This is a genomic window from Hymenobacter oligotrophus (genome assembly GCF_003574965.1).
Lineage (GTDB): Bacteria > Bacteroidota > Bacteroidia > Cytophagales > Hymenobacteraceae > Solirubrum > Solirubrum oligotrophum.
Map to the genome: position 1 here is coordinate 3,806,160 of NZ_CP032317.1, position 26,319 is coordinate 3,832,478.

The window sequence follows — 26,319 nt, forward strand, 5'->3', positions numbered from 1 at the left end:
TTTGAAATCAGACCACTTTCTTACTACTATGGCAACCATGTTTAATTCGCTTCCGGCGCTTCGCAATGCTCGCAGCTTCGACTCGATTGTAAACCAGTTGTTGAACGACACGCTGCCGGGCTTCACAACCACCGGCACTGGCTTTATGCCGGCTGCCGATGTGCTAGAAACCGCCAACGGATTTGAGCTGCTGCTTACCCTGCCCGGCGTACCAAAAGATGCCCTGCAGATTGAGGTGCTCGAAGGCACGCTTACGGTAAGCGGCGAGCGTAAGGCTCCGGCTACCGAGGGCGAAAACGCTCCCAAGGTGCGCCGCATCGAGTCGAGCTATGGCACCTTCACCCGCAAGTTCCGCCTGCCCGACACCGTGAATGCCGAAGCTATCGAAGCTGAGCTAACCGACGGTGTACTGCGCCTGGTGCTGCCCTTCGACACGGTTAAAACCACTAAGCGTCAGATTGAGGTGCGCTAACTGCTGGCCCGTCTGCAAAAAAGGCACCCTTTGGCGGTGCCTTTTTTGTTGGCTCAAGTGTTGTTAGTATAGCATCGCAGATGCAACCCTGTACGAAGGCCGCTGTATCTTACGTTAGGCCGCAAACAAGCTTTTGAAGTTCACGAAAGCTTTCGTACTTTAACTTCAGACTCTCAACTTACCCAATATCTATCTTACCCATGCAAGCCAAACAAATGATGCTCGGCCTCATGGCCTCCGCCGTACTAGGTGGGAGCGTGGCCGTGGGAGGGTACAAGCTGCTGGAGCCGGAGCGCTCAACGGAGCCGCAATCGGTAGCCTCTGACCCGAACGTGCGCTACACCAGCGCCCTGCGGAACTCAACTTACAACGTGCCCGAGGGCCTGAACTTTGTGGCGGCTGCATCGGCCGTTACGCCGGCTGTGGTGCACGTAATGACCGAGTACGCCCCGAAGGTGGCCCAGAACGACGCCATTCGCATGGATCCGTTCCTGCGTCAGTTCTTCGGCGACGATTTCAACGGTTACCACTCGCCGCAGCGCGGCCCGCAGGTAGGCTCGGGTTCGGGCGTTATCATTGCGGCCAACGGCTACATTGTTACCAACAACCACGTAATCGACAAAGCCGACAAGATTGAGGTAGTGCTCGACGACAAGCGCAAGTACAGCGCCAAGCTCGTGGGCACCGACCCCACCACCGACCTGGCCCTGCTGAAGGTGGAGGCCGACAACCTGCCCTACGTGCGTTACGGCAACTCCGACCAAGTGAAGGTAGGCGAGTGGGTGCTGGCCGTGGGCAACCCCTTCAACCTCAACTCCACCGTTACGGCGGGCATCATTTCGGCCAAAGGGCGCAACATCAACATCCTGAGCCGCGAAGACCGCATGGGGATTGAGTCGTTCCTGCAAACCGACGCGGTGGTGAACCCCGGTAACTCGGGCGGTGCGCTCGTGAACCTGAACGGCGACCTGATCGGCATCAACTCGGCCATTGCTTCGCGCACGGGTTCGTTCGAGGGCTACTCGTTTGCCGTGCCCAGCTCCATCGTGAGCAAGGTGATTGACGACCTGCTGAAGTACAAAGTGGTACAGCGCGCTTTGCTAGGTGTGAACATCCGCGAAGTTGACGCTACGCTGGCTTCGGAAAAACAGCTGAAGTCGCTCGACGGCGTGTACGTGGTGGGCCTGAGCAAGGGCAGCGCCGCTGCCGATGCCGGCCTGCGCGAAGGCGACATCATCACCGAAATCAACGGCGTGAAGGTGAACACCTCGTCGCAGCTGCAAGAGCAGGTAGCCCGCTTCCGCCCCGGCGACAAGATCAAGGTTACCTACGTACGCGGCGACGACCGCAAGACCACCAACGCTACCCTGCGCAACTCGGCCGGCACCACCGACATCGTGCGCGAGGAAACCGCTGCCACCGTTGAGTACGAAGGCGCCAAGTTCTCGCCGCTAAGCCGGCAGGAGATGAGCCGCCTCGACCTCGAAGGCGGTGCTAAAATCAGCGGCGTGCGTGGCTCCAACTTCCGCGAAACCGGCATCGGCGACGGGTTCATCATCACCCGCATCGACAAGAACAAGGTGAGCAAGCCGCAGGACGTGAAGCGTTTCCTCGAAGCTGCCAAAGAAAACCAAGGCGCGCTGGTGGAGGGGGTATACCCCGACGGCCGCAAAGCCTACTACCCCATTGGCCAAGCCGAATAAGCGGCTGCTGCCTAGCCAAAAGCCCCCGCCACCTAGGCGGGGGCTTTTTTGTTAGCTTTGTTTCGATAGCCAAACCTGCGTGGCGCCGCGTTGGGCAAGGGGCAAGCCACCCGTCGGCCCCTAGGTTGCCCAGCGGCCAGCCCCAAGCAGGAGCCACCATCAACCGGCGCAGCACAACTGCCCAACCAACCCTTACCCACCCCATGAAACTAGCCATCGAAGAAGCCGCCGCAACCGGCACCGACGTGCAAGAACACGACCACCACGGCATTCGCCAGGTGCTCCGCGACCTAGGTATTCAGGACATCAACGCCGCCTACAGCACCGGCCTGCAATGGGGCGGCGAAGCCAACGAGCAGGTAAGCAGCATCAGCTCGCCTACCGATGGCAAGCTGATCGGCAAAGTGCGCATGGCCACCGCGCACGACTACGAGCAGGTGGTGCTGCAGGCACAGGAGGCGTTTAAAAGCTGGCGCCTGGTGCCCGCCCCCAAGCGCGGCGAAATTGTGCGCCAAATCGGCAACAAGCTGCGGCAGTACAAAGAGCCCCTGGGTAAGCTGGTGAGCTACGAGATGGGCAAGATTTTGCAGGAGGGCTTGGGCGAGGTGCAGGAGATGATTGACATCTGCGACTTTGCCGTGGGCCTTTCGCGCCAGCTGCACGGCCTCACCATGCACTCGGAGCGCCCTGCCCACCGCATGTACGAGCAGTACCACCCCCTAGGCGTGGTGGGCATTATTTCGGCCTTCAACTTTCCGGTGGCGGTGTGGAGCTGGAACGCCATGCTCGCGGCCGTGTGCGGCGACGTGTGCATCTGGAAGCCCTCCGAAAAGACGCCGCTGGTAGCCGTGGCCGTGCAGCACATCATCAAAGACGTACTGCAGGAAAACGAGCTGCCCGAGGGTATTTTCAACCTGGTAGTGGGCGATGCCGAAATCGGCGGCCTGATGGCGGCCGACGAGCGCGTGCCGCTGGTATCGGCTACGGGCTCCACCCGTATGGGCAAAAAGGTAGGTGCCGTAGTGGGTGCCCGCCTAGGCAAGGCGCTGCTCGAGCTGGGCGGCAACAACGCCATTGTCCTCACCGCCAACGCCGACCTCGACATTGCCATTCGGGCGGTGTTGTTCGGGGCCGTGGGCACGGCCGGCCAGCGTTGCACCACCACGCGCCGCCTCATCATCCACGACTCGATTTACGACGACGTGAAGCAGCGCTTGTTGGCCGCTTACCCCAAGCTGCCCGTAGGCCACCCGCTGCAAGAGGGCAACCTAGTAGGTCCGCTGATCGACCAGGATGCCGTGCGCGGCTTCACGGATGCCCTAGGTCGGGTGCAGCAGGAGGGCGGCAAGCTGCTCACGGGCGGCGAGGTGCTCAGCGGCACGGGCTACGAAACCGGTACGTACGTACAGCCCGCCTTGGTAGAGGCCGAAAACCATTACCACACGGTGCAGGAAGAAACCTTCGCGCCCATTCTGTACCTCATTCGCTACTCCGGCGACGTGCAAAACGCCATTGAGCTGCAGAACGGCGTACGCCAAGGCTTGTCGTCTTCGATCTTCTCGCTAAACATGCGCGAAACCGAGGCGTTCCTGGCCGCTACCGGCTCCGACTGCGGCATTGCCAACGTAAACATTGGTACCTCGGGTGCCGAAATCGGCGGTGCATTTGGTGGCGAAAAGGAAACCGGCGGCGGCCGCGAATCGGGCTCCGACGCCTGGAAGATTTACATGCGCCGCCAAACCAACACCATCAACTACAGCACGCAATTGCCACTGGCACAGGGTATTAAATTTGATATCTAAGCCGCTCGCGGCTTCGATAAGCACCAAAAACGAAGGGCTGCCCCGTGTGGGGCAGCCCTTCGTTTTTGGGGGCGCCGCACCTAGGGGCCGGGCGGGGCGACTGCTTATTTGGCCAGCTGCACGTCGCCGTGGCCCTTGCACAGGTAGCCCTGTATGCCGGGGTTCAACTCGTTGTACATCACGTAGTACAGGCGGTAGGTGTGGCCTTTTTCAAGCTTGGGGCCATCGAGCACCAGCGCAAAGTCGAACAGCATATTGGCAGCCCCGCGCACGTTGGCTTCGGAGTACAGCGTGCCGGACTGCACCACGCGGTAGCGGCGGTTTACCAACGCGTAGCGAATACGCGGGCGCACCGGCCCTAGGGGCTGAAAATCGACGCCAAAGTTGGCGAACTTGGGCGCGGGGTTGGGATACAGCAAAAAACGGGTGTCGCGCAGCAGCGGGCTAGTGGCCCCATCAATGGCGAAGGGCAAATCCCGGAACAGCTCCCGCTCTTGCTTGTTCCAGGCCAAATCGGTGGTCCACTCGCCGGGGTTGGCGCTGCCCAGCGGGCGGCCCTGTGCATCGGTGCGCGCAATGCTGCTGTCGTCGCCGCCGCCGAAATCTATTTTTTCGCAGGCGGCCAGCGGCAAGCCCAGCAAAAGCAACTTACTGATAACGCGAACGAACATGTGCCTGGGCAGTAAGGGGTAACTAGCTTGCCGACGTTGGCTGCACCCACGGCCCCAATTTAGGCCAAGGTTGGCAACGCGCCAACACTGGTCACGCCCCGCAAGGCCAGGTCAGCGCTTAATCTTAATGTCGCCGTGGCCTTTGAGGTACAGCTGATTGTTGGCGTCGTACACCACGTAGTAGAGACGGTAGAGCTTGCCATCCTCGAACTTATCGGCTGGAAATTGCACAGCAAACTTTTGCTCGGAGCCGGCGTTGGCCGGGCCGGCAAAGCGGTGCACCGGGCGGTACTTCTTGTCGACCACCACAGCGCGCATTTGCAGCGGCTCGGCGGCGGGGGCAGGGGTGTTCCGCACCGGGCGGTTGCCTAGGTAAAAGTGGACGTATTCGGCGCAGGGGTTGGGGTAGAGGCCGATGCTGTTGAACGCGCCCCGCCCGGCTGCGTTCAGGTTCACGCCGCTGTCCTTAAACAAGTCGCGCTCCTGCTTGTCCCAACTACCGTCGGCGGTCCAGTCGGTTTTATCCACCTCGCCCGTGGGGTAATTCTGAACGTCCTTCTCGGTGTAGCCTTCCTTAGGCCCGAAATCGACCCGATTGCAGCTGGCCAGCACGGTCCCGGCGGCCAGGCCGCTGGCCACGGCCCGTAAAAACTTATTCACAAAACAATACTTGCAGACGCGGCGGGTTCCGCTTGCCAAATATAGCTGCCCGCACCTAGGGAACTTTAAAGCAACGTGCAACCTCATGCTAGGTGCGGGGTCTTTGGAGTGCTGATGATCAGGAGAGTGGAAAATATCCCGACGATGCCCGACCTTTATCATCCACCTCCCGCCATTAGCGAACCCCCGCAACCAACTGCTGCGCCTATGGAAGCTGTTGCCTACGTTGATATTAATGCTCCGCTGGTGGAGCGCTGCCGCCTCGGCGACCGGCGCGCCCAAGCTGAGATTTACAAGCGCTACGCCAAAGCCATGTTCAACGCCTCGTTGCGCATTACGGGCGACTATGCCGAGGCCGAAGACGTGCTGCAAGAATCGTTTCTGAGCGCGTTCCGTGAGCTGCACACCTACAAGGGCGATTCGTCGTTCGGCTCGTGGCTCAAGCGCATTGTTATCAACAAGAGCATTAACTGTTTGCGCAACCGCCGCCTGCAGCTGGTGCCCCTGGCCGAGCAGCACGACGGCGCTGGCTCGGAGGAGTTTGTAACTCCGGGCGAGGCCGACGACGTACAGTGGCGGGCCGATGTGCTGCGCCGCTGCATACAGGAGCTGCCCGATGGTTACCGCCTCGTGCTGACCCTGTACCTGCTCGAAGGTTACGACCACGGCGAAATCGCCACCATTCTGGACATTACCGAATCTACTTCCAAGTCGCAATACAGCCGCGCCCGTAAAAAGCTTCTGGAGCTGGCGCGCGAACACGGCTTGTCTTAATTGTTTCACTGAACAGCGGCCAACCGGGCACCCACCCAACCTCAACAGCGCCCCGGCCGCGGGGAGCCACGTGCGAAAGACCATGACTGTCATGAAACCTAACTCCGGACTAGAAGGCTTTGTGGAGCGGCACCGCGCCGACTTCGACAACTTCGAGCCGCGTGCCGACTTGTGGGACGCCATCGAAGCACGCCTGGATGAGCCGGCCGACGAGGACGAAACGCCCACCCACGTTTTGCCCCTCAACCCGACTGTTTCACCCACCCACCTTGATACCCCTGCCGCTACTACGCCCTCGTTTGCGTGGCAGCGCTACGTAGCCGCCGCGGCGGTTGCCATTATGCTGCTGGCCGGTGGCTACGGCCTGCGCCGCGCCGATGAGCTGAACTCGTCGTCGGGAGCTGTTGCCAGCGCCGACTACGCCCTGCCGGCCATGGAACAGCAGCCCAACGCGGTTGCCGAGGTAGTAGGTGCCCCCGAGCCCATGGCGGTATCGGCTGGCCAGCCGGCCGAGCAGCGTTTGGCAGCATCGGTGCGCCGCATGGAAGCTTACTACGCTTCGCAGATTCTGGAAAAGCAGCACGAACTGCGCCAGCTCGATGAAAGCGCTACGCCCGGCACCATGCCCCAGGCCGCCGATTGGAAGCACGAGCTAACGGCTTTGGACTCCACGTACCGGCAGCTGCGCACCGAGCTGTACCGCAACCCCGACCCCGATGCGGTGCTCGAAGCCATGAATCGCAACCTGCAAATCCGGTTGGATATCCTGAACCAGCAGTTGCGCACCCGCGAGCAAATTCGCCAGTACCACGACGAGTCTTACGCCGAGGTAGCCAAATAACCCCGCTTACCCACCCCATGCGTTCTTTGCTCCGACCTTCTTCGCGCTGGGCTTTGCCTTTGCTGGCAGCCCTGGCTACTGTTGCCGCCCCGGCGGTGGCGCAGGTACGGGCCTCGGCACCGGTAGGCGGCTTTGTGCAGCCCTGCCCCGACGACCGGTACTGGGACCAGCCCACGCCCGACGCGTTTTTTCAGCAGGTGCAGCAAAACGGTGCCCAGCCCGATCCGGCCGCGGCTCCGCTGCCCGCCTTCGAGAAAAGCCGCAAAATCAGCCGCACGTTTAAGGCTGCACCCGGCCGCTCCTTTACGCTCGATACCCGTTACGGCCGCGTGCAGGTAAACACCTGGAGCCGCAACGAGATTAAGACCGAGGTCGACATCATTGCCCGGGCCGACGAAGAAGCCAAAGCGCAGCAACTGCTCGATATGATTCAGGTGCTGATGCAGGAGCAGCCCGGCCCCGAGGGCGGTGTGGTGGTGCAAACCCGCTTGGGCGAAATGCCGCGCGAGTGCTACAGCCGCCAGCGCCTCTACGAAATCAACTACACGGTTTGGATGCCGAAGAACACGCCCCTGAAGGTGCGCAACAGCTTCGGGGATGTAAGCCTAACCGGCGACCTAACCGGCCCCGCCGACCTAAGCGTGTGCTACGGCAGCCTGCGCACCGCCCGCCTCGACGGGCCGCGCAACAGCGTCCGCATCAACAACGGCGCCGCCGCGGTGCAGTATGCCCGCCAAGCCACTCTCGAGGCCAACCACTCGCGCCTGCGCCTGGAAGAAGGCCAAGTAGTGGATTTGCGCAACAACGGTTCCGACATCGACATTGGAACCGTGGAAAGCTTGGCAGTGCACAGCAAGTACGGCGACGTGAACCTAGGCACCGTGCGCTCGTTGCAGGGCACCACCGGCTACTCGCGCTTCAGCGTGTACAAGGTGTCGGAGCAGCTCGATATGAAGGTGCAGTACTGCCCCGCGTTTGAGGTGCGCACCACGGGCCCCAACTTCCGCCGCATCAACGTGGATGGCGGTTACAGCACCATTCTGCTGAACTTCCCCGACAACGCCGGCTTCGTGTTCGATGTGAACTCCGAAAACGGCAAGGTGCAGATGGACAAGCGCTTCGTGAAGGTTAAAACCGAGGAAAACAGCTCGTCGCTAACGGAGGTGCAGGGCCAGTACGGCGTGGTGCAAGTCCGCCCCACGCGCCCCGCCAGCAGCGTCAACATCCGCACCCGTTACAGCAACGTCAGCTTCAACCGCTAAGCCAGTGCCCTAGGTGGGCCACGTGGCAACCGAACCAAGAGCCGGCAACTGCCGGCTTTTGGTTTTTAGGGCGTTGTCGTGTGGGCTGTAATAGATAGAAGGGTTGGTGCAGTAGCTTTGCCGCATGCGCATATTTCTGCCGTTGCTCTGCCTGATGCTAGCCTTTGTAGCTGGGCACGCCCAAACCACTGCCGTTATGCAAAGCCCCACCGTTGCCAAATCGAGCATGCACACGCTTACGCTGCGTCTGCGCCCCGGCCAGGATCTTCGGCAGCAACTTATGGCTTTGGTAAAGGCCGAAGGCATCAAGGCCGGAGCGATGATTACGTGCGTCGGAAGCCTCACGCAGGTTACGCTGCGCCTGGCAAACCAAGAGGGGCCCACGGAATACCGCGGCCATTTCGAAATCGTGTCGTTGGTAGGCACGCTGGCCGAAAGTGGTAGCCACTTGCACCTGTCGGTAGCCGACTCCACGGGGCGCACCATCGGCGGCCACCTGCTCGATGGCAACCTCATCTACACCACCGCCGAAGTGGTAGTGGGTGTGCTCGGTGAGGTAGAGTTTCGACGCGAAGAAGACCTCACTTTTGGCTACAAGGAACTGACCGTACGCCCTAAGGTGCCGCGTAAGGCTGGCAAGCGTAGGCCCTAGTTCAGCGTGTAGCGCTCCAGTTCCAACTTACGGTCGAGCATGTTCGAGTCGCGCTGGTAAATATCAGTGCGTACCATGCCCACGCCCTGCGTCACGTACTCCTCGCGCTTAATGATTTGGGGCGTGGGGTTGCCGGGGTATTCGTACTGGTATTTCATGCTGTACTGCCGGGCATCGTAGCTGGTGCCGTTGCAAAGCACGGGTTGCTGCGCCTCAGCGCGGTTGGTAAACACCCACAGCTTGTAGTTGGGGTACTGGTAGCCGATGCCAATGCCGTTGTGCCGGGCGTTGGGGTAGATAATCACGCCGTCGTTGTTGGCGCGGTTGAAGTACACGTAGCCGTTGGCGTGGTTTTGCACGATGGATCGGTCGCTGAGCACAAACCAACGGCTTTTGTTGATGGTGGTGTCCTTCACCACCGAGCGCGCGTAGCGGGCCTCGCGGTACACGTCGCCGTTGCCATCGTAGTACGACACTTTGTACACCCACTCGTTGCCCACGGCCAAGGGCATAATTTCCTCCACGGGCTCGGGGTCCCGGTCTTTGTTGCAGGCCAGGGCGCCTAGGGCAAGCAGCCCCAGCGCCAATAGCCGTACCGAAGTGCGGCCCGCGGTAACGGCAGATAAGCGACGAAAAGATGGCAGCATGAGTGGCAGGGAATAAGTGCGTTAAAACGAATAGTAACCCAATGATACTCGCTGCCGCGCCAAAGTTGCAAAGCCGCTCCTTGTGCTTCGGAAACCAATACCCACCTAGGGTTGGCAAATGCCGCTTACCTTAGGCTATTATCCGCTACGCTCATGAGCTCATCCGTACCTGCCGCCCCCGCGCCGCTCACCGATACCCCGCAGCTAGCTGCTTTTCGGAACAAGCTGCTTAGCCCCGTAAAGCAGCGCCTGTTTATGCTGACGCAGTTGCCGGCCGCGGGCTTTGCGGGCGTGCGCGTCGAGAGCATCAGTTTGGAAGCGGCTGCGGTATCAGTGCCGTTTGCTTACTTCACCAAAAATCCGTTTCGCAGCGTTTACTTTGCCTGCCTGAGCATGGCGGCCGAGATGGCCTCGGGCGTGCTGGCCATGATGCACACCACCAGTGGCACGCCCGTGTCGATGTTGGTGGTAGGTATGGAGGCAGATTTTCATAAGAAAGCCACTACGCGCATCGTGTTCGAGTCCGTCGATGGAGCCGCCATTGCGCAGGCCGTGGCCGAAAGCCGCCAAACGGGCCAAGGCCGCACGGTGGTGGCCACCAGTACTGGCCGCGACGCCGCCGGCGACGTGGTAGCAGTGTTCCGCATAACGTGGTCGTTCCGGGCGAAAAACCGCTGAGAAATAGGGCGGTAGCTAGGAAAGGGAATTTATTTTAGCTGTAAAGCTGAATAAGCACAACCAAGTTTATTTTTGGTATAAAACAGTATTTGCCTTATCTAATGTTGCTGTCGAGTTTGACCAACCCAGAGACATAAAAAAGCCCGCTGCAATGGTTGCAGCGGGCTTTTTTATTAATATTCAATAGATGCTATTAATGGCGCTCGGGTAGGGTATCCTTGGTTAGTATATCCACCAAACCGTCTTCGCTTACCACAATGGCCATGCATGGGTACGGGCTGCTTTCCACGTAGCGCAGGGCCGAGTTGTAGCGGGCACCGCGCGTGCTGGAGCCACGGCCCGAAGCTTTGCCATCGAGAATAACGCCAATGGAATAGCAGTACGCTTCGGGGTCGATGAGCACGGCGCCGTCGATGGCCGTTACCAGGCGCGTGATGAGCGGCGTAAGCGGCACCGGCTCGATTAGGGTGCACTGCAGCTTCAGGCGGTCGGCTTCGGCCAAGGCTTCGGTAGTAATTACCACGAGCGTGCCCGATTGCTGCCGGCTGGCTTCTACCAACACCTCCCACAGGCGCTCTACCTTGGCGGCGTCGGTAAGGTCGAAGGTTTGGCGCAGGCCCTGCCGGAATTCCGAGCGGCTCAGGCGAGTTTGGGGCAGGCTGGGCTGGCCGTACGAGGAGCGCATGAGCACTTGCCCGCCGTGCCGAAACTCCCACACGTAGTGGTGCAAAAAGCCAATCACAAACAAATCCTCGCGGCTGCTGTCGTAGTGGCCCACCTGCCGACCTAGGGCGTACACGTTTTCGCCGTCGGCCAGCAGGCTCACGTCGTTGCTGGTCATCTGCAGCAGCTTGCGCACGGCCCGGTAATCGGAAAGCGGAGTGGGGCAGGTAAGGGCAAAAATTTCCTGCACATTGGGGTGGCCGCGGCGCGCCAGCAGCACCTGGCCCACGCCCGCCGTGCCCTCGTAGCGCAACGACGACACCGTGTTTAGGGTGTTGAACAGCTTGGCGGCGGCGGGGTCCATGCCCAGGGCCTGTGCGGGCGTGTCCATCAGCAGCTTGCCGGCCGAGCGCACCACCTCGTCGGTGTCGCGGGGGCGCTGCAGCAGGCCGGAGCCGGGCTCGGGCTCGGTCAGCGACTTGATGCACTCTTCGTGAAAGCGCCGAACGGCAGCCTCAATCAACGACGAAGCCAACGGGCGGCCATCGGTGTAAAAGCGGTTGGGCTGCAAGGCCGGGTGCGCTTTCAGGAACTTGCGGCGCACGCGCAGAATCGTGACCACGAAGAACTCCCCAATCAGCACGGGCCAGCCGGCAAACGAGCGCAGCGCCGATTTCTTTTCAAGCTCATCGAGCACCTCCTGCACGGCCAGTCGAAGGCCCATGCCCTCGAAGCGCCGCGTCATCATTTCGGTGGTGTAGCCCTCCACCAGCGGCATGGTAGCTTCTTTGGCCCGCCGCAAAAACTGCCCGCGCACCATTACGCCGCCAAACGCCTCGGCGGGCAAGCCGCACTGCTCGGGCTCGAGGCACACGGCGGGGCCGCCGTCGTTCGGGATGCCCAGCAGCATTACCTCGGGGCGCAGGTCCTGGTCGAGGTCGTCGAAAATACCGTCGGCCATTACCTGCGCTGCCTGCTGAAAGCGGTGCTGGTAGGGCCAAATGGTATATTCCAGAGCAGCCGGCACAATAATGGCCGGCGGCGAAACCACGGTAAGCGGGCTAAACATGAGCGCGGGAGAAGGGAAGGGATAGAGCTATAGTACCCGCCAAGCTAGGAATTGTTTGTGTGGCGCGGCGGGTGGGCCAAAGCCTACAGCTGAAACACGATGGGCAGCACCATTTTTTGCCGAATGGGCTGGCCCTTGTACTTGGCCGGCAGCCATTTCGGGGCCGATTTCACGAGCCGGATGGCTTCTTCGTCGCAACCCGAGCCCAGGCGCTTCACGGGTTTGATGTTGCTGAGCGTGCCGTCTTTCTCCACGGTAAACTCCATGGTTACACGGCCCTCCACTTTGCGCTGGCGGGCCTGGGCCGGGTACTTCAGGTTTTGCTGCACCCACTCAAAAAAGGCATCGGTGCCGTTTACGGGGCGGGCCGGCTCGTCGGGCGTAATGGTTTCGAAGCCGCCGCCGTCGGGCGCGTTGGCAGCCGGCGTAGACGGAGACTGCGCCGCGCCGCCGGCTTGGGCCGTAGCGCCTGCGCCCGCCGGAATCTGGAACGTGATGGGCACCGTTACGCGCTGGCGCACCACGCCGCCGCGGTGCTGGGCGGGTTTCCACCTAGGGCCGGCTTTCACCAGGCGCAGGGCTTCGGCGTCGCACTCGGGCGAGAGGCTTTTAGTTACCTGCCAGCCCGAGGTGTAGCCGGTTTTCTCCACCACAAACGTTACCTCCGTGGTGCCCTGCACGCCCGCTTGCAAAGCCGCGGTGGGGTAGGTTAGCTTATCGCCGAGGTAGCGGCCGTAGGCCTCCACGCCGCCCAAGGGCTCGGCGGGCTTTTCCACGGCGTCGTAAATATCAGTGGGCGAGGCTTTGGGGTACTTTAGCTTTTGCTGGGCCAAGGCACTGGTAGCGGGGGCGGCACCTAGGCAGGCAAGCAAAAAGGCAAGGCGGAGCGTTCGAATCATAGCGTAGGGGTGAGGGGGTAGGGGCAAAGCCGTTGGGCTGAACAACGGTGCTCGGGCCCCAACGGGTTCAGCCGAAGCTAGCAAAAAGCCATTATTTTGGGGCCATGAGCCTACTCGCCCCCGATTCATCCGCCCACAACTCGTCGCGCGCCCCCGAGCCGGTGGGCCTGTACCCGCACGCCCGCCGCGTGGGCAACCTGCTGTTTTTATCGGGGGTGGGGCCGCGCCAACGGGGCCAAAAGCACGTGCCCGGCGTGGAGCTCGACGAAGACGGCAACATCCTGCGCTACGATTTCGAGAGCCAGTGCCACGCCGTGTTCCAAAACGTGCGCTACATTGTGGAGGAGGCCGGCGCCCGGTGGGAAGACCTCGTGGACGTAACCGTGTTCCTGACGAACATGCGCGACGACTTTCAGACCTACAACCGCCTCTACGCGCAGTACTTCGCCACCAGCCAGCCCTGCCGCACCACCGTCGAGATAAACCGCCTGCCCACGCCCATAGCCATCGAGCTGAAGTGCGTTGCCTGGGTGGGCGAGCGGTAGCCGCACCTAGGGCTTCCCGAAAAACAAAACAGGGCCGCCGGAGCGCATCCGGGGCCCTGTTGCGCATTTGGGGCCGGGTAGCCCCAAACGCAGTGCGACGGTAAAAACCAGCCCAAGCCAATGCCCAGCCGGCGCATAGCCGCGTACCCGTAGCAAGTAGTAGTTACCCCGTCGCGTGCTGAAAGCTGGGCCGCAAGCTCACCTAATTAAACGAGCGGAACGTGGCGCCGCGTACTGTGATTAATACGGGAAATAAGCTCGATTAAACACGTAATATTTCTATTGAGGCTTGCTGATTGAAGCGCTGCCGGGCTCTGGTATCAGGCCGAAAAACCCCGGGTGTGCTACCTAAAGCCTTGTGCCCTAGGTGGTGCCGGGGTCAGGCACGCGGTGGCAGCATCTGGGTTAAATGAAAGCCGCAGGCCTTGCCAAACCTTTGCCAGGGGCTTGGGCGTACTAGGTACTGCCGCACCAACCCACACGCTATGGACCAAGCAGACTATGCCGAACACCAAGAAAAAGACAGTTAGCCAGAGCACGAACCCGAGTTGCCCGCCGCCCAAGGGCATCCTAATTGCCATTGGCGGGCGCGAGCAAAAGCAGGTAAACGGCACCGAAAGCGAAGCCGCTGAGCAGGACGATTTCGCCTCCGACAGCATTTTGCAGCGCTTTGTGGATGAGCTGCGGGGCGAAGGCCCGGTGGTGGTAGTGCCCACCGCCTCCGAAGAGCCCGTGGAGTCGGGCCGCGACTACGTGAAGGTGTTCACCGAGCTGGGCGTAAAGCAGGTGGAGGTGCTCGATATCCGCTCGCGCGACGAGGTAGATACCGAAGAAAACTTCGATCTGATTGAGCGGGCCGCCGGAATTATGTTCACGGGCGGCGACCAGCTGCGCCTCACGGCCATTTACGGCGGCACCGAGTTGCTCAAGCGCATCAAAGAGCGGTACACCAACACGCACTTCGTAATTGCGGGCACCAGCGCCGGCGCGGCCGCCATGTCGACGCCCATGCTTTACCAGGGCCGCAACGATGCCGGCTACCTCAAGGATGAAATCCACGTAACCACCGGCCTGCAATTTCTGCACGACGTGGCCATCGACACGCACTTTGTGGCCCGCGGCCGCATTGTGCGCATGGCCCAGGTAATTGCCACCAACCCCGGCTGCGTAGGCCTCGGCCTCGAAGAAGACACCGCCGTGGTGGTTACCGACGGCACCGAGTTAGAAGTTATCGGCAACGGCATTATCGTGGTAGTGGATGGCCGCCAGTGCAGCGGCAACACCATTCATTTGGTGAAACCTGGCGAGGTGTTTTCGGTGCGCGACATGCACGTACACCTGCTGGCCCGCGGCGAGCGGTATACCCTGCCCATCGATGCCCACCGGTACCGCTAGGCGCCGCGCCACCTAGGGCCCCCACCCAACAAAGCGGCCCCCGGAGAAACCTCCGGGGGCCGCTTGCATTCATAGCTCAGATAAGGCTAGCGGTAATTACTGCTGCTTGTTGCGGTTGGAGCCGCTCGCCTGCCCGCCCTTGCGGCCAGCCGCTCGGGCTTCTTCCGACGTCCACTCGTGCCCACGCCCGCTGGCGTGCGATGCTTTGCCGCCTTCGGAAGCAATGCGCCGTTGTTGTTCGGGGTCCATGGAAGCAAAACCACGATTGCTGCTGCCCGATTTTTGGGTGCTGCTTTGGGTGCTGCTCTGCGTGCTGCGGGCTTCGCCGCCCATTTTACCAGCTTTCGAGTGCTGCTCCGACGAGCCGCGCATGTTTTGGTTGTTCGTTGCCATAGCTTGGGCAGATTTGAGGGTTGGGAAATAGGTCAGGAAAATCTAGAGTCCTTAAACGGCTGCGGAGCGCTTAAGGCCGAGGCTAGATGGGATTAAAATTTTTTTGGCTGGGATTTTACCGGTTTTTACGCAATTACCATCCGTAAAAACCCTCAGCGGCTGGCCGCAACCAGGCTGCCGGCCCTAGGCCGCTGGCTGCAAGGCAGGTACGCGCAGCAACGGCACGTGCCGCTCGATGTCGAACAGGGGGTGCACGCACAGCAGCTGCAGCAAGCGGTGCAAGGGCTGGCTTACGTTGCGCAGGCGCACGCCCACGCCGGCCCGCCGCAGGTGCAGCAGCCCCGATACCAAATGGGCCAGGCCGTGGGTGCGCAGGCAGCGCAACTCGTGGCAATCGACCTCGATGCACAACGGAATGCTCGGGATGTCGCGGTCGTGGGCCAGCGAGCGGGCCAGCTGTACGGGGTCAACCGTATTTAGGTCTACCGAAAGAACACGGAGGTGGGATAGGCGCTGAGAGGGGAAACCAAGCATACTTTGCTGAGCTAGGGTGATACATGGGCGGCGGAGAAACAAAAGAAACCGGCACGCACCCCGGCGGAGGAAAGGGCGCTATTTCGAGAGTAAGATCAAAATTATCTGGTTTACGTGCAAGCCAACTCCGTGTAAATAACCATTTTACTTCGTGCGTTTGCCGCAGCGCCGTCAGTACTACTGCTGAATCTGGGGTGCAAGGCAGCATTTTGTTGGCAGTTGGCGTTAACGTTGTGTCGCTGCCGCACCCGCCAACCGTTTCCGTTTTTTGCCATGATTCGCCTCATCCTTGCCGACGACCACGCCATTATTCGCGACGGTATCAAAGCCTTGCTAGCCGATGTGCCCGATTTTGACGTGGTGGGTTTGGTTGGCAACGGGCAGGAGCTGCTCGAGCGCCTGGCCGACACGCCCGCCGACGTGGTGCTGATGGACCTGAACATGCCCGTGATGAGCGGCTTCGACGCGCTGCCCGTGCTGCGCGAGCGGTTTCCGGAGGTGCGCGTGCTCGTGCTCTCGATGCTCGACCACGAAAAGTACGTGCACCAGGTGCTGGAGGCCGGGGCCATGGGCTACGTGCTGAAAAATGCCGGCAAAGACGAAATCGTGTACGCCATTCGTACCGTAGCGGCCGGGCGGCCTTTTTTGTGCACCGAGCTGGGCATCGGGGTGCTGCACAAGCTGGTGCAAAACCCCAGCAGCAGCGCCCCGGCCGGCAAAAAAGCCACCGACCTCTCGAACCGCGAAACCGAAGTGCTGCGCCTAATTGCCGAGGGCATGACCAACGCCGAAATTGCCGACAAGCTGTTTACCAGCAAGCGCACCATCGAAACGCACCGGCAAAACATCATCGAGAAAACCAACGCCAAAAACACGGCGGCCCTCATCAAATACGCCATGGAAAACGGCCTGCTTGCCTAACGCGCAGCGGCCCTAGGTGCCAAGCCCCGACAACCCATGCTGGCCTGTGCGGCCAAGCCGGGTTGCCGGGGCTTGCGGCGTTGGTAGGCCCTAGGTCGCCTAGGTTGTTACCTACGACGATACCTGCATGTCGCCGTGCTCGGCGGGGCGGCCGGCAGCGCCGTTCAGCAAAAACTGCCGCAGCCGGTTAATATGCACTTTCAGCTCCTCAATGCGCTCCTCCTGTTGCGGCGAGCCGAAGCCTTCGCCGCGGCGCGACATACTGGCCAGCAAGTTTTTGCGCTCCTCGAGCATGCGTACGGCTACCCACATGCTTTCCTCGAGGCTGTCTTGGGTTACGCGCATCAGGCTATCGGCCGTAAACGCGTGGCCGGTGTGGCAGCGGTAGCGCAGCACCTCGCCGTGCTGCATTTCCCACAGGCTGCCGCCGCAATCGGGGCAGGTAAGTGGTACCTGGCGCCCTAGCTTTTCTACATCATCGGTGCTTCCTACCACGCGTTCGGCAATTTGAGCTTCCAGTAAAATATCGGGCGGTATGGCCACTTGCTGCGGGGCAGGGGCCTGCGTAAGCTGTTGCAACAGCGGCCCCATGCTGCTTAGGGGCACCACATGGTCGATTTGCACATTGCTGAGGGCGCTTTCGGGCATGCTCGAAAACTCGGCCTCTTGGGGGTCTTGCACCACGGTAATGCCGCCGGCGCGCTTAATAAACTCGAGCCCGGCCGTGCCATCGTGCAGCATGCCCGTGAGTACCACCCCAATGGTGCGCGCGCCGTACACCGCCGCCGCCGAGCGAAACAGCGCATCCACGGCGGGCCGGTAGTGGTTTTCGCGCGGCCCTTTGGTGATGAACACGTGCCCATCCTTCACGAGCATGTGCCTATCGGCGGGGGCTAAGTACAGGTGCCCGGCGTGCAGGTGCTGCCCATGTGCCCCTAGGTGGCACACCAGCTCGGTTTGCTTGGCCAGCCGATCGACGAGGATTTGACCTAAGGACTCGGGAGCTAGGTGCTGCACCACCAGCACGGCCGCTTCGAGGCTGGCGGGGAGTTGCGCTACCAAACGGCCGAGGGCTGGCATGCCGCCGGCAGAAGTTCCGATTACAACGAGGCGCGGGGGTTGATGCACAGGCTAATGGGCTAAACCAGCCCGGCACGGTGGCAACTGGGCTAGTAGGTGTCAGGAAAGAAGACGGGGTGCAGCAACGATTTGTATACGCAAGCCTGCGTAAAAGGACAATGGCACGCCACCCAAAAACGGGTACATTTGGCCGCCGCTTCCTCTTCTGTTTTCTCATTGCTGGTGCCCATGCGGCCACTGGCTTAGGCAGCCGCACGCATGCAACCCGATTCTTCTGGCGGTAACACCCCGCAGGCGCCTGCGCAAGGCACCAACCCACCCGAAGCGCCTTCGGCCGAACCCATAACCGAGGAAATGGCCCCGGTGGTATCGGACGACGATGCCGACGACGCCGGGCCCGACTCGGCGGAGGCAGCGCCTGCCGCCGGCGTACGGGCGCCCGCCGAAGCCGCCGAGCGTTTTCCGGTGGTAGCCCTAGGTGGCTCGGCCGGCTCCATGGAGGCGCTGGAAGAGTTTTTCCGGCACTTGCCAGCCACTACCGGCGCCGCCTACGTGGTGGTGGTGCACCTAGCTCCCGATGCCGAAAGCCACCTGCCCGGCATTTTGCAGCAGCAAACCCCCATGCCCGTGCTGGAGGTAAAGGACGGCATGCGCATTCGGCCGAACCACGTGTTCGTGATACCGCCCGCCCACGACATGTGCCTCACGCACGGCGTGTTTGGGCTGCTCGAGCCCACGCAGCCGCGCGGCCACCGCTTGCCCATCGACCATTTTTTGCAGAGCCTGGCCAAAGATGTGCGCGCCCGCGCCGTGTGCATCATCCTCTCGGGCATGGGCTCCGATGGCACCATTGGCCTGAAAATGGTGATGGAGAACTTCGGGACGGTGATGGTGCAGTCGCCCGAAACCACCGCCTACGACGCCATGCCGCGCTCGGCCATTGCCACCGAGTTTGTGGATTACGTGCTGCCGCCCGCGCAGCTGGCCAACCAAGTGGTGGAGTACCTGCAGCAGCCGCTGGTGCGGCGCCCCCGCCGCGATGAGCCCGTGCCTACGGCCGCCCAGCCCAGCCACGCTCTGCAGAAGATCTTCCTGCTGATTCGCTCGCGCACCGGCCACGATTTTTCGCTGTACAAGCGCAATACCATTTTTCGGCGCATCGAGCGGCGCATGAACGCGCACCAAATCAGCGAGTTTACGCAGTACGTGCGCTACCTGCAGGACACCCCCCACGAGGTGGATTTGTTGTTCAAGGAGCTGCTCATTGGCGTTACCAAGTTCTTCCGCGACCACGAAGCCTTTGCCGCCCTGCGCCGGCACCTAGGGCCCCTGCTGCGCAGCAAAGCCCCCGATAGCACCGTGCGGGTGTGGGCCCCGGGCTGCTCTACCGGCGAAGAGGCCTACTCCTTGGCCATGGTGCTGCAGGAGTGCCTCGATGAGCTGCCCGAAAAGTACCTCAAGCTGCAGGTATTCGCCACCGACATCAACCCCGAGGCCGTGGAGTATGCTCGGGTAGGGGTGTACCCCGAAAACATTGTGGCCGATGTGAGCGAGGGGCAACTGCGGCGCTTCTTTCAGAAGCTCGACGGCAGCTACCAAGTACGCAAAGACCTGCGCGACACGGTGATTTTTGCCGTGCACGACATCAACAAGGATGCGCCCTTCATCAAGCTCGACTTGCTCTGCTGCCGCAACCTGCTCATTTACTTATCGGCCGAGCTGCAGAAAAACCTGCTGCCGGTGTTTCACTACGCCCTCAACACCGGGGGGCTGTTGTTTTTAGGTCCTTCGGAAAACCTCGCGGGCTTTCAGGATTTGTTTACGCCCTTGGAGGTGAAGTGGAAGGTTTCGCGCCGCAACGATGTGCCGTATTCCATGGCGCGCATCGTCAACTTTCCTTTCTCGCTTTCGCGCCAAGCGGCGGCCTCTATCAGCACTACCACCATGAATGCTCCTGCCCGGAAGGAAGGTCCGTTTGCCACGCTTGTCCAAAAAGCGCTGCTGCGCACATTTGCGCCGCCCACCGTGGTTATCAATACCAAGGGCGAAATCCTGTTCGTGAACGGGCGCACCGGCAAGTACCTCGAGCCGGCGCCCGGCCTAGGTGCCATGAACGTGTTCGACATGGCCCGCGAAGAGCTGGGCTTTGAGATTAGCAGCGCCGTGCACCGGGCCAGCACCCAGCGCGAAGACGTGGTGGTGGAAAACGTGCGCCTGAAAACCGACAACGGCTACCAGCTGCTGCGCCTCGCCGTGAAGTACCTCGACCAACCCGAGCCGCTGGCCGGGCTGATGCTGGTGGTGTTCGAGGATGTGGCCCCGCCCCGCAAGCTGCGCCGCCGCCCCGCCCACCCCGACGACCTAGGCGCCGATACCATGGTGCAGGCCCTCGAGAAAGAGCTGCAATACACCAAGCAGCGCCTGCAAACCACCATCGAGGAAATGGAGTCGTCGTTGGAGGAGCTGAAGAGCACCAACGAGGAGCTGCAATCGGCCAACGAGGAGCTGCAAAGCACCAACGAAGAGGCCATGACGAACAAGGAAGAAATGCAGAGCCTCAACGAGGAGCTGATGACCCTGAATGTGCAGTACCTCAACAAAACGGAGGAGCTGTCGCAGGCGGCCAACGACATGAAAAACCTGCTCGATGCCACGGAAATTGCCACCATTTTCCTGAACCACGACCTCGTCATCACCCGCTTCACGCCTTCGGTAAGCCGCATTATTCCGCTGCTGCCCACCGATGTGGGCCGCCCCATTACGCACTTTGCCCACAACCTGCGCCGCGAAACCCTCGCCCAGGACGTGCAGCAGGTGCTCGATCGGCTTACCCCGCTCGATACCTCCATCCAAACCCACGGCGGCGAGTGGTTTGCCATGCGCATTATGCCTTACCGCACGCTCGATAACTACATCAGCGGAGCGGTAATCACCTTCACCGACATTACCCTGATTAAGCGCATGGAGCAGCGCATGCAAACCAGCGCTGCCTTTGCCGAAAGCATCGTGGAAACCCTGCGCGACCCGCTGCTGGTGCTCGACGACGAGCTGCACGTGCTGATGGTGAGCCGGCGCTTCGGCGAGGCGTTTCAGGTGGAAAACCACCTCTGCCGCGGCCGCCGCCTCGATGAGCTGCACCAAGGCGCCTGGCGCATGCCGGGCCTGCAAACCGCCCTAGGGCAACTGCTGCGCACCGGCGAAGGCTTCGACGACTTGCCGCTGGAGGGGCACTTTGCCGGCCTAGGGCCCGTGCGCATGCTGCTCTACGGCCGGCGCATCACCAGCAAAGGCGCCGATACCGGCCAGCTGCTGCTGGGTATTAGCGAGCTGCACCTAGGCGCCAACCCCACCAGCCAGGGTTAATTTGGTATATTATAGTAGCATGGCACGAGGCCGCACTCCGTCCATGGTTTCTTCGATTACTACGCCCATCCGATGGAGCCGAATCACGAACACCAGGCCGAAATGCAGCGGCGCCACCAAGAGCTGCGCGTCCGCGCCGAAAAACGCCGCAGCATAACCTCGGCCATCGTAAGCGAGCATACCCCCAGCGAAACCAGGCGGCTGGTGCAAGAGCTGCAAACGCACCAGATAGAGCTGGAAATGCAGTACGAAGAGCTGCTGCTGGCGCAGGAAGAATCGGAACGCATGCGCCAGCAGTACACCGATTTGTACGACTTTGCCCCGGTAGGCTACTGCACGCTCAGTGCGCGCGGCACCATACAGCAGCTAAACCTTTGTGCCAGTACCCTGCTGGGTTACGAGCGCGCAACACTCAGGGGGCACGCCTTTCCGCTGTGCGTAAGCCCGGCCGAGCGGCCCAAGTTCTACGAGTTTCTGCAGCGCATGCTGCATCAGGAGGCCACCCAACACACCGAGCTGCAAGTGCAGCGGCCCGATGGCCGCACCCTGTACGTGCGCATCCAGGGGAGCCGCTTGCTCAACGAAGACCAGGAGCCGCTGTTCCGGCTGGCTTTGTTTGATGACACCGAGCGGCACAACGCCATTCAACAAGTATCGGCCAGCGAGGCCCGCTTTCGTAAGCTCTTCGAGAAGTCGCGCGATGCCGTGTGCCTGGTAAAAGGCAGCACCTACATCGACTGCAACGAGGCCGCCGTACGCCTGCTAGGGGCCGAGCACAAAAACCAGATTGTGGGGCAGCCCATTGGCCTGCTTACGCCCGAGTACCAGCCCAACGGCCAGCGCTCCGCCGAACTGCAACAAAACATACTAACCCAGTTGCAGTGGCAGGGCTCGTACCGCGGTGCGTGGTTGCGCCACCGCTTTTCGGGCGAGCCGATTTGGCTGGAGGTGGTCCTGACGCGCATCGAGCTCGACGGCGAGCCGCTCATCCACGTGGTGTGGCGCGACGAAACCCAGCGCAAAAAAGCCGAGCAAGACCTGGCCGCCAGCGAAGCGCGCTTCCGTACCTTGTTCGAGCGCAGCAACGACGGCATGCTGCTGCTGCAAAGCGGCCGCTACATCGATTGCAACGAGGCCGCTTTGCGCCTTATTGGCGCCACCAGCCGCGAGCAAATTGTGGGGCAGGTGGCGTCGGCTTTCACGCCCGAGGTGCAGCCCAACGGCCGCCGCACAGCCGAGTGGTTTGCCGAAAACGTGGCGCGCGCCATGCAAGAAGGCTCGTTGCGCTGCGAGGCCCAAATGTTTAAGCCCACCGACGAGGAAATTTGGATTGAGGCGGTGCTTACGCCCGTGCGCATTCCGGAGCAAGAGCCCATCATTCACGTGGTATGGCGCGACGTAACGGAGCGCCGCCGCAACGAGCAGCGCCTGCAAGAGGGCGAGCAGCGCCTGAAAACGGCCGTGCGGGCCGCCAACATGGGCATTGGCACCTGGGATTTTGCCACCGAGCGCTTTCATCTGGATGAGCGCGGCTGCCAGATGTTTGGCTGGCCGCTGCCCAGCGCCGACCTCACGCTGGCCGAGCTGATGCAGCCCGTGCACCCTGACGACGTGGAGCGGGCCACCGCCGAACTGCTTAAAGCGGCCGAGATCGGTAGCCTGGATGTGCAAGTGCGCGTGGTGCACCCCAGCGGCGAGGTACGCTACGTGGTAGCCACGGGCCAGGTAATCCGCAACCTGCACGGCACCCCCGAGCGCATGAGCGGCGTGCTGCGCGATATTACCGAGCGCTACCTGGCCAACCTGCGCCTGCGCGAAAGCGAGGAGCGCCTGCAATTGGCCCTCAAAGCCTCGCATGCTGGCCTCTGCCACCTCGAGCTGGCCACGGGCGTGCTGCACCTAGATGAGCAGGCCAACCGCATTTACGGCCGCCCCGCCGATGCCGGCCCTACTACTTGGGAGGACCTAAGCCAGCGCGTGCACCCCGACGACCTGGCCCGCGTGAACGCCGCCAAGCAGCACAGCACCGAAACCCAGGAGCCCTTTAGCGAGGAGCACCGCGTGGTGTGGCCCGATGGCGCCCTGCGCTACGTTGAAACCAGCGGCAACGTGCAGCTCGATGGGCAAGGCCGCCAAGTGCGCCTGATTGGCTTGCTGCGCGACGTAACCACCCGCCGCGAAACGCAGCAGCAGCTCAATTTCAAGAACCGCCTGCTCGAGCACATTTTGCACAACATGCCCGTGGTGCTCACGCGCATCACCGCCGATGGCGAGCTGCTCGAGGTGGCGGGAGCGGGGCTGCGCCGCCTAGGTGTGGCCGACAATGTCCTGAACGGGCGCAACGTGTACGAGGCCTATCCCAAGCTTACCAACTCGGTAAACAAGCTACTAAGTGGCAACGAGGTGCGCTTTTTGGGCATGCCGCCGCGCCGCGAAGGTCAGGAGCAGATTTACTTTCAGAACTACGGCTTCTTCGATCGGGAGCAAAACGCCGGGGTGCTCTTCGCCATCGACGTAACGGATACCCAGCAGGCCAACGTGCAGCTGAAGGCCGAGCGCGACTTTGTGAAAAGCCTGCTCGACCACAGCGGCGACGCCATCATGGTGTTCGACCGCAACTTCTACATCACCGAGTGGAACCAGCGCGCCGCCGAGCTGACCCAGATACCGGCCGAAGACGTGCTGGGCAAGCGGATTTTCAGCGACATCCCCGCGTTTGATCGGCTGGAGTTCCGGCGCATTGCCGAGCGCGTGCTGGCTGGCACCACCGTAACAGAGTACAACATTCCGTTTAAGCGGCGCCACGGCGCCTACGATGCCACCTTTGTGCCGCTTGCCGATGCCGAAGACCGCGTAGCCAACGTGCTGGGCGTGGTGCGCGATGTAACCGAGCGCAACCGCCTGATGGAAGAAGCTACCCGGCTGCGCCTCCAGCGCGAAAAGGAGGTGTTGAGCGCCATTATGCACACCCAAGAAGATGAGCGCAAGCGCATCGCCGAGGCCCTGCACAACGGCGTGGGCCAGCTGCTCTACGCCAGCAAGCTCCACCTCGACTCGACGCCCGTTGACGAAACCCACCGCACCGCCGCCATTGGCCTGCTCAACGAGGCCATTAAGGCCACGCGCACCATCTCGTTTGAGCTTACGCCCAACGTGCTCGAGGATTTCGGCCTGAAATCGGCCCTCGAAGAGCTGTGCAAGCGCATACCCAAGCACAACCTGCACGTGCACCTAAGCGTGGGCGAGCTGCCGCCGGCCATGCCGCGCCTCGTCGAAACCGCGGCCTACCGCATTGCCCAAGAGCTGCTCAACAACGTCATCAAGCACGCCCACGCCCGCGAGGCGTTTGTGTACGTGGAGCTGCAAGGCAACAAGCTGCACCTGAGCGTGGAAGACGACGGCTGCGGCTTTGATGTGGAAAAAGCGCGCGAGAAGCGCGGGGGCATTGGCCTTTCGGGCATTCGCAACCGGGTGGGGCTGCTCGGCGGCGAGCTTACCATTCGCTCGCGGCAGGGCCTGGGTACCACCATCACGGTAGAGCTGCCCCTAGGTGAGGAAGTGAAGAAGCGCAAAAACAGCAAGCCGTAAGCTCGGCACCACGAACCCAGCAGTGCGGCCAGGCGTAAGCGAAGAACATCCGTTACACGCTAACACCTGAGCCGCCCTATGCTGAAACCCGACCAAACCTCCGGCGCCAACACTACCTCGTGGCTTGCCACGGCCAACCGCCCAACGTTTGAACCGCTGAAGCGCAACGAAACCGCCGATGTGGTGGTGGTAGGGGCCGGCATAGCGGGCCTCACCAGCGCCTACCTGCTGGCCCGCGAGGGCAAAACCGTGGTGGTGCTCGACGACGGCGAAATTGCCTCGGGCGAAACCGGCCGCACCACGGCCCACCTTTCCAACGCCCTCGACGACCGGTACTACCACCTCGAGAGTTTGTTTGGCGAGGAAGGCGCCCGCCTAGCCGCCGACAGCCACGGCTCGGCCATCGACCGCATCGAGAGCATTGTGCGCGAGGAGAAAATCGACTGCGGCTTTTCGCGCCTCGACGGCTACTTGTTTTTGCCGGCCAAAGGCACCGTAAAGGAGCTCGACGATGAGCTGGAAGCCGCGCACCGTGCCGGCCTAACGGGCGTAACCCGCCTGAAAGATGCCCGCGTGAAAGGCTTCAAAACCGGCGAGTGCCTGCGCTTTCCCAACCAAGGGCAATTTCATATTGTGCAGTATATCAACGGGCTGGCCAAGGCCATAACCCAGCGCGGCAGCCGCATTTTCACGCACACCCGCGTGCTGGAGGTGCACGGCGGCGACGATGCCCGCGTGGTAACGGCCGATGGCCAGGAAGTGCGCGCCAAGCACATCGTGGTAGCCACCAACACGCCCTTCAACGACCGCGTGGTGATGCACACCAAGCAGGCACCGTACCGCACCTACGTGGTTACGTTCCGGGTGCCCAAGGGCAGCATCACGAAGGCGTTGTACTGGGATACCGCCGACCCGTACCACTACATCCGCCTGCAAGAGCTGACCGACTCCGACACGCACGAGCTGCTGGTGGTGGGCGGCGAAGACCACAAAACCGGGCAGGAGAGCAACTACGAAGAGCGTTTCCGCTGCCTCGAGGAGTGGGCGCGCGAGCACTACCCCAGCGTGCAGGAGGTGGAGTACCACTGGTCGGGCCAGGTGATGGAGCCCGTGGACAGCCTGGGCTATGCCGGCCACAACCCCGTCGACAACGACAACGTGTTCATCATCACCGGCGACTCGGGCCACGGCATGACGCACAGCACCCTAGGTGCCATGATCGTGACGGACCTCATTCAGGAGCGCGAAAACCCTTGGGCCAAGCTCTACGACCCCGGCCGCGTAACCATGAAGCTGGACACGCTGAAAGAATTTGTGAAGGAAAACGTGAACGTAGCGGCCGAGTACACCGATTTGCTTACCGGCGGCGACGTATCGAAGGAAGAAGAAATACAGCCCGGCTCGGGCGCCGTAATTGGCCGCGGCCCGCTGAAAGTAGCCGTGTACCGCGATGAAAAAGGCACAACCCACGAGTGCTCGGCCATTTGCCCGCACCTGCACTGCGTAGTGCATTGGAACACCGCCGAAAAAAGCTGGGACTGCCCTTGCCACGGTTCGCGCTTCGACCCGTATGGCGTGCTGCTCAACGGCCCCGCCGCTACCGATTTACCGAAGGTGGAAGGGTAGGGGCCCCAGCGCCTCTCATGCTCTTGCCAAAGCCACTTACCCTTGGGGTAGGTGGCTTTGGTTTTTTCGGCGCTGGGGCAC

22 protein-coding genes are annotated in these 26,319 nt (G+C 61.7%); 14 read left to right on the plus strand and 8 right to left on the minus strand.

From position 1 onward, the window contains the following. Positions 1–28: 28 nt before the first annotated feature. The 3 genes from D3Y59_RS16410 (at position 29) to amaB (ending at position 3,977) form a co-directional block, all read left to right on the plus strand. The gene (locus D3Y59_RS16410; RefSeq protein ID WP_119446025.1) at positions 29–472 is read left to right on the plus strand and encodes an Hsp20/alpha crystallin family protein; all 444 of its coding nucleotides are present in this window, start codon (positions 29–31) and stop codon (positions 470–472) included. Positions 473–672: 200 nt separating this feature from the next. Beyond that, complete coding sequence (locus D3Y59_RS16415) at positions 673–2,175, plus strand: Do family serine endopeptidase (protein ID WP_240410405.1); 1,503 nt, start codon at positions 673–675, stop codon at positions 2,173–2,175. A gap of 203 nt (positions 2,176–2,378) precedes the next feature. Further along, the gene (amaB, locus tag D3Y59_RS16420) at positions 2,379–3,977 is read left to right on the plus strand and encodes an L-piperidine-6-carboxylate dehydrogenase (protein WP_119446026.1); all 1,599 of its coding nucleotides are present in this window, start codon (positions 2,379–2,381) and stop codon (positions 3,975–3,977) included. A 104-nt stretch (positions 3,978–4,081) separates the two neighbouring features. Here amaB and D3Y59_RS16425 read toward each other — a convergent pair whose 3' ends face one another. Beyond that, positions 4,082–4,648: a hypothetical protein gene (locus D3Y59_RS16425; RefSeq protein WP_119446027.1), complete on the minus strand. Its 567-nt coding sequence runs from the start codon at positions 4,646–4,648 to the stop codon at positions 4,082–4,084. 111 nt (positions 4,649–4,759) lie between these two features. Beyond that, the gene (locus tag D3Y59_RS16430; RefSeq protein WP_162910851.1) at positions 4,760–5,308 is read right to left on the minus strand and encodes a hypothetical protein; all 549 of its coding nucleotides are present in this window, start codon (positions 5,306–5,308) and stop codon (positions 4,760–4,762) included. A gap of 207 nt (positions 5,309–5,515) precedes the next feature. Here D3Y59_RS16430 and D3Y59_RS16435 point away from each other — a divergent pair, with 207 nt between their 5' ends. From D3Y59_RS16435 to D3Y59_RS16450, 4 genes are all read left to right on the plus strand, one after another. After that, complete coding sequence (locus D3Y59_RS16435) at positions 5,516–6,082, plus strand: RNA polymerase sigma factor (protein WP_119446029.1); 567 nt, start codon at positions 5,516–5,518, stop codon at positions 6,080–6,082. A 91-nt stretch (positions 6,083–6,173) separates the two neighbouring features. Continuing rightward, the gene (locus D3Y59_RS16440; protein WP_119446030.1) at positions 6,174–6,923 is read left to right on the plus strand and encodes an anti-sigma factor; all 750 of its coding nucleotides are present in this window, start codon (positions 6,174–6,176) and stop codon (positions 6,921–6,923) included. 17 nt (positions 6,924–6,940) lie between these two features. Then, positions 6,941–8,185, plus strand: a complete 1,245-nt coding sequence (locus D3Y59_RS16445) for a hypothetical protein (RefSeq protein ID WP_162910852.1) — start codon at positions 6,941–6,943, stop codon at positions 8,183–8,185. 124 nt (positions 8,186–8,309) lie between these two features. Next, positions 8,310–8,837: a PPC domain-containing DNA-binding protein gene (locus D3Y59_RS16450; RefSeq protein WP_240410406.1), complete on the plus strand. Its 528-nt coding sequence runs from the start codon at positions 8,310–8,312 to the stop codon at positions 8,835–8,837. Here D3Y59_RS16450 and D3Y59_RS16455 read toward each other — a convergent pair. Continuing rightward, positions 8,834–9,484, minus strand: a complete 651-nt coding sequence (locus D3Y59_RS16455) for a hypothetical protein (protein WP_162910853.1) — start codon at positions 9,482–9,484, stop codon at positions 8,834–8,836. The two genes, D3Y59_RS16450 and D3Y59_RS16455, sit on opposite strands and share 4 nt — an antisense overlap. 153 nt (positions 9,485–9,637) lie before the next feature. On the opposite strand from D3Y59_RS16455, the gene D3Y59_RS16460 reads away from it, so the two are divergent. Next, positions 9,638–10,162, plus strand: a complete 525-nt coding sequence (locus D3Y59_RS16460) for a DUF4442 domain-containing protein (RefSeq protein ID WP_119446033.1) — start codon at positions 9,638–9,640, stop codon at positions 10,160–10,162. Positions 10,163–10,355: 193 nt separating this feature from the next. Here D3Y59_RS16460 and D3Y59_RS16465 read toward each other — a convergent pair whose 3' ends face one another. After that, positions 10,356–11,894, minus strand: a complete 1,539-nt coding sequence (locus tag D3Y59_RS16465; RefSeq protein WP_119446034.1) for a diadenylate cyclase — start codon at positions 11,892–11,894, stop codon at positions 10,356–10,358. Between the two features lie 83 nt (positions 11,895–11,977). Then, positions 11,978–12,793: an energy transducer TonB gene (locus D3Y59_RS16470; RefSeq protein ID WP_162910854.1), complete on the minus strand. Its 816-nt coding sequence runs from the start codon at positions 12,791–12,793 to the stop codon at positions 11,978–11,980. A gap of 104 nt (positions 12,794–12,897) precedes the next feature. On the opposite strand from D3Y59_RS16470, the gene D3Y59_RS16475 reads away from it, so the two are divergent. Beyond that, positions 12,898–13,338: a RidA family protein gene (locus D3Y59_RS16475; protein WP_119446036.1), complete on the plus strand. Its 441-nt coding sequence runs from the start codon at positions 12,898–12,900 to the stop codon at positions 13,336–13,338. Positions 13,339–13,839: 501 nt separating this feature from the next. Then, positions 13,840–14,733: a cyanophycinase gene (locus D3Y59_RS16480; RefSeq protein ID WP_119446037.1), complete on the plus strand. Its 894-nt coding sequence runs from the start codon at positions 13,840–13,842 to the stop codon at positions 14,731–14,733. Between the two features lie 96 nt (positions 14,734–14,829). On the opposite strand, the gene D3Y59_RS16485 is transcribed toward D3Y59_RS16480, so the two are convergent. Next, positions 14,830–15,126, minus strand: coding sequence for a KGG domain-containing protein (locus tag D3Y59_RS16485; RefSeq protein ID WP_119446038.1), 297 nt, complete (start codon positions 15,124–15,126; stop codon positions 14,830–14,832). Between the two features lie 183 nt (positions 15,127–15,309). After that, positions 15,310–15,660 (minus strand): STAS domain-containing protein, encoded by a 351-nt coding sequence (locus D3Y59_RS16490; protein ID WP_119446039.1) that lies wholly within the window; start codon positions 15,658–15,660, stop codon positions 15,310–15,312. Positions 15,661–15,933: 273 nt separating this feature from the next. Here D3Y59_RS16490 and D3Y59_RS16495 point away from each other — a divergent pair, with 273 nt between their 5' ends. Next, complete coding sequence (locus D3Y59_RS16495; protein WP_119446040.1) at positions 15,934–16,581, plus strand: response regulator; 648 nt, start codon at positions 15,934–15,936, stop codon at positions 16,579–16,581. Between the two features lie 111 nt (positions 16,582–16,692). Here D3Y59_RS16495 and D3Y59_RS16500 read toward each other — a convergent pair whose 3' ends face one another. Next, complete coding sequence (locus D3Y59_RS16500; protein WP_162910855.1) at positions 16,693–17,709, minus strand: chemotaxis protein CheB; 1,017 nt, start codon at positions 17,707–17,709, stop codon at positions 16,693–16,695. A gap of 210 nt (positions 17,710–17,919) precedes the next feature. On the opposite strand from D3Y59_RS16500, the gene D3Y59_RS16505 reads away from it, so the two are divergent. From D3Y59_RS16505 to D3Y59_RS16515, 3 genes are all read left to right on the plus strand, one after another. Further along, the gene (locus tag D3Y59_RS16505; RefSeq protein WP_119446042.1) at positions 17,920–21,024 is read left to right on the plus strand and encodes a chemotaxis protein CheB; all 3,105 of its coding nucleotides are present in this window, start codon (positions 17,920–17,922) and stop codon (positions 21,022–21,024) included. 72 nt (positions 21,025–21,096) lie between these two features. Beyond that, positions 21,097–24,612 carry a sensor histidine kinase gene (locus tag D3Y59_RS16510; protein WP_119446043.1) on the plus strand — a complete coding sequence of 1,172 codons (3,516 nt, stop codon included), beginning with the start codon at positions 21,097–21,099 and terminating at the stop codon, positions 24,610–24,612. 78 nt (positions 24,613–24,690) lie between these two features. After that, positions 24,691–26,238: an FAD-dependent oxidoreductase gene (locus tag D3Y59_RS16515; RefSeq protein ID WP_119446044.1), complete on the plus strand. Its 1,548-nt coding sequence runs from the start codon at positions 24,691–24,693 to the stop codon at positions 26,236–26,238. The last annotated feature ends 81 nt before the right edge of the window (positions 26,239–26,319 follow it).

What these genes read in the sequence shown, in the direction of transcription:
- D3Y59_RS16425 (WP_119446027.1), bottom strand. Translation starts at nt 4,648, where the DNA reads ATGTTCGTTCGCGTTATCAGTAAGTTGCTTTTGCTGGGCTTGCCGCTG.
- D3Y59_RS16515 (WP_119446044.1), top strand. Translation starts at nt 24,691, where the DNA reads ATGCTGAAACCCGACCAAACCTCCGGCGCCAACACTACCTCGTGGCTT.
- D3Y59_RS16445 (WP_162910852.1), top strand. Translation starts at nt 6,941, where the DNA reads ATGCGTTCTTTGCTCCGACCTTCTTCGCGCTGGGCTTTGCCTTTGCTG.
- amaB (WP_119446026.1), top strand. Translation starts at nt 2,379, where the DNA reads ATGAAACTAGCCATCGAAGAAGCCGCCGCAACCGGCACCGACGTGCAA.
- D3Y59_RS16460 (WP_119446033.1), top strand. Translation starts at nt 9,638, where the DNA reads ATGAGCTCATCCGTACCTGCCGCCCCCGCGCCGCTCACCGATACCCCG.
- D3Y59_RS16455 (WP_162910853.1), bottom strand. Translation starts at nt 9,484, where the DNA reads ATGCTGCCATCTTTTCGTCGCTTATCTGCCGTTACCGCGGGCCGCACT.
- D3Y59_RS16485 (WP_119446038.1), bottom strand. Translation starts at nt 15,126, where the DNA reads ATGGCAACGAACAACCAAAACATGCGCGGCTCGTCGGAGCAGCACTCG.
- D3Y59_RS16510 (WP_119446043.1), top strand. Translation starts at nt 21,097, where the DNA reads ATGGAGCCGAATCACGAACACCAGGCCGAAATGCAGCGGCGCCACCAA.
- D3Y59_RS16470 (WP_162910854.1), bottom strand. Translation starts at nt 12,793, where the DNA reads ATGATTCGAACGCTCCGCCTTGCCTTTTTGCTTGCCTGCCTAGGTGCC.
- D3Y59_RS16435 (WP_119446029.1), top strand. Translation starts at nt 5,516, where the DNA reads ATGGAAGCTGTTGCCTACGTTGATATTAATGCTCCGCTGGTGGAGCGC.
- D3Y59_RS16410 (WP_119446025.1), top strand. Translation starts at nt 29, where the DNA reads ATGGCAACCATGTTTAATTCGCTTCCGGCGCTTCGCAATGCTCGCAGC.
- D3Y59_RS16475 (WP_119446036.1), top strand. Translation starts at nt 12,898, where the DNA reads ATGAGCCTACTCGCCCCCGATTCATCCGCCCACAACTCGTCGCGCGCC.
- D3Y59_RS16415 (WP_240410405.1), top strand. Translation starts at nt 673, where the DNA reads ATGCAAGCCAAACAAATGATGCTCGGCCTCATGGCCTCCGCCGTACTA.
- D3Y59_RS16440 (WP_119446030.1), top strand. Translation starts at nt 6,174, where the DNA reads ATGAAACCTAACTCCGGACTAGAAGGCTTTGTGGAGCGGCACCGCGCC.
- D3Y59_RS16450 (WP_240410406.1), top strand. Translation starts at nt 8,310, where the DNA reads ATGCGCATATTTCTGCCGTTGCTCTGCCTGATGCTAGCCTTTGTAGCT.
- D3Y59_RS16490 (WP_119446039.1), bottom strand. Translation starts at nt 15,660, where the DNA reads ATGCTTGGTTTCCCCTCTCAGCGCCTATCCCACCTCCGTGTTCTTTCG.
- D3Y59_RS16480 (WP_119446037.1), top strand. Translation starts at nt 13,840, where the DNA reads ATGCCGAACACCAAGAAAAAGACAGTTAGCCAGAGCACGAACCCGAGT.
- D3Y59_RS16495 (WP_119446040.1), top strand. Translation starts at nt 15,934, where the DNA reads ATGATTCGCCTCATCCTTGCCGACGACCACGCCATTATTCGCGACGGT.
- D3Y59_RS16505 (WP_119446042.1), top strand. Translation starts at nt 17,920, where the DNA reads ATGCAACCCGATTCTTCTGGCGGTAACACCCCGCAGGCGCCTGCGCAA.
- D3Y59_RS16465 (WP_119446034.1), bottom strand. Translation starts at nt 11,894, where the DNA reads ATGTTTAGCCCGCTTACCGTGGTTTCGCCGCCGGCCATTATTGTGCCG.